This window comes from Pseudomonas turukhanskensis (assembly GCF_027922365.1).
GTDB classification, from domain to species: Bacteria; Pseudomonadota; Gammaproteobacteria; order Pseudomonadales; family Pseudomonadaceae; genus Aquipseudomonas; species Aquipseudomonas turukhanskensis.
The window spans coordinates 1-2,052 of record NZ_BSFN01000047.1 but is presented as its reverse complement, the minus strand read 5'-3'; the positions used below and the strand labels follow the sequence as shown (position 1 = coordinate 2,052).

Here is a 2,052-nt window from a genome sequence, read left to right as displayed (position 1 = left end):
GTAAGCGCTCCATAAACCCCACCTCCCGCTGGTGGGGTTTTGCGTTTTAAAGTGGCGTTGTGGGTTTGCAGTTCCACGGCAGCAGCGCTTCGTAGCCTTCGATGCAATTGGCCTGAGGCAGGCGTTCGAGGATGTGACGCAGGTAGGCGTAAGGCTCTTGGTGGTTGGCCTTGGCGGTTTCGATCAGGCTGTAGATTTGCGCGCTGGCAGTGGCGCCCTTGGGTGTGTCGCTGAACAGCCAGTTCTTTCGGCCGATGACGAAGGGCCGGATGGCTCGCTCGGCGGCGTTGTTGTCGATCGGCAGGTGGCCGCCTTCGGCGTAGCGCTCCAGCCGGCTCCAGTTGTTGGCCAGGTAGTTTACGGCTTTGCCCAAGGCATTCTGTGCGGTAACTTGCGGCTGAGTTTTCTCCAGCCAGTTTTTCAGTTGAGCGAGGATCGGCAGGCTATGTTGCTGGCGACCCTGATAACGTTGTTCGGGGATGGCGTCTTTTAGGTCGCGCTCGATGCCGTACAGTTTGTTGATCAGGTTTAGCGCCACGTCGGCCCGTCCGGTTTTGCCCTTGGGCTGCACCTTCTGCGCCTCAATAAATTTACGTCGCGCATGCGCCAGGCAGGCTAAGCGCTCAACCCCGGCTTGCGCGGCCACGGCGTTGTAGCCGGCGTAGTCGTCGGTCATCAAGTAACCGCGGTAGCCCGCGAGCAGGCGCAGCGGCACGTCCTGCGCACGGCTGGTGGTATAGTCGAACAGGATTACTGGCCTGTCTGGCGGGCCGCCGGTTTGCACCCACATCCACGATTGGCTGCTCGGCTCACGCCCCGGCTCTTTGAGCACCTGCACACGGGTCTCATCGCAGTGCAGTACCGGGTAGTCCAGCAACTGGTCGCGTATCAAGTTGAGCAGCGGTTGTAGCAGCGCGCCACACTGGATCACCCAGCGCGCCAAGGTCTGGCGCGGGATGTCGATACCGTGCCGGCTGAGCATCCTCTCAAAGCGGTACAGCGGGATGCCGTCGGCGTATTTTGTTGTTAGCAGCATGGCCAGCACGCTGGGGCTGGCTAGGCTTTTCTCGATCAACTGCGCCGGCTTATCGGCAGTGATCGGCGCGGTTTCGCAGGTCTTGCAGGCGTAGGTTTTGCGGATGTGTTTGATCACCCGGACTTGCATCGGGATGATTTCCAGCTGCTCGCTGGTTTCTTCACCGATGACCTGTTTGCGGCAACCACACTCACAGGTCAGTTCGTGCTCGGGCAGCTCGTGGACGACTTCGACACGCGGCAGTTCAGCGGGCAACGGCTTACGCTTGCCACGACGCTTAACCGGAGCGACAACCTCTTCCTCGACGTCATCGGCAACGGCTTCAGGCGCAGTGTCGGTGAGGTTTTCAGCCTCGTTGAAGAACTCTAGCTGCGGTGAGTCAGGATCGGCACTCTGCTCGGACTTACGGCCGAACAGACGCTGGAGCAGCAGGGCGTTTTGTTCGCGCAGACGCTCAATTTGTCCATCCTTTTCCGACATCCGCACGCTCGCCGACAGCAGCAACTGCTTGAGCAAAAAAGGATCGTCGGGGAGGGTTTCGGGCATGGAAATCATGCCGTGGATTATACCGAATCAGGTGACGAAGCGCGGCGTCAGCAGCTTGTGCGGCTGGTTACCCCAGAGATCGATTCCATCCAAAAGTTGGTTCAATTCACGCACCGTCAACTCAATGGCTTCATCGCCCGCATCCGGCTTAGTTTTGAAGCGTTCGGCCTCTAGACGCTTGAGCCACAGACAGAAACCGTTGCGATGCCAGTAGAGAATTTTCACTTGGCTACGCGTGCGATTGAGGAACACAAATAATACTGGGTCGAACACCGCCACCTTGATATCCAGCTCGACCAGAGCGGCCAAGCCATTGATGGATTTACGGAAATCCACTGGCTTGGGATAAAGATAAACGGCTTTAACCTTGGGATCGGGGCGCATCATGGGCTGGCTCCAGAAAGAAAATCGGGAGCACAGCATCAGGTCGTACTTGGGTCATTTGAAGGTGGGGTTTATGGAGCGCTTAC

The 2,052-nt window shown here is 58.3% G+C and carries 2 protein-coding genes; both read right to left on the bottom strand.

All coding sequences use genetic code 11. The annotated features are described in order from the left end of the window. Nucleotides 1-46: 46 nt before the first annotated feature. Nucleotides 47-1,591 (bottom strand): IS66 family transposase, encoded by a 1,545-nt coding sequence (gene tnpC / locus PKE98_RS26865; RefSeq protein WP_076965371.1) that lies wholly within the window; start codon nt 1,589-1,591, stop codon nt 47-49. Between the two features lie 18 nt (nt 1,592-1,609). Then, entirely contained in the window at nt 1,610-1,969 is a 360-nt protein-coding gene (gene tnpB / locus PKE98_RS26860; RefSeq protein ID WP_076965370.1) for an IS66 family insertion sequence element accessory protein TnpB, read from the bottom strand. Nucleotides 1,970-2,052 lie beyond the last annotated feature (83 nt).

Coding starts and splice junctions, on each gene's coding strand:
- tnpC (WP_076965371.1), bottom strand. CDS start 1,591: ATGATTTCCATGCCCGAAACCCTCCCCGACGATCCTTTTTTGCTCAAG.
- tnpB (WP_076965370.1), bottom strand. CDS start 1,969: ATGATGCGCCCCGATCCCAAGGTTAAAGCCGTTTATCTTTATCCCAAG.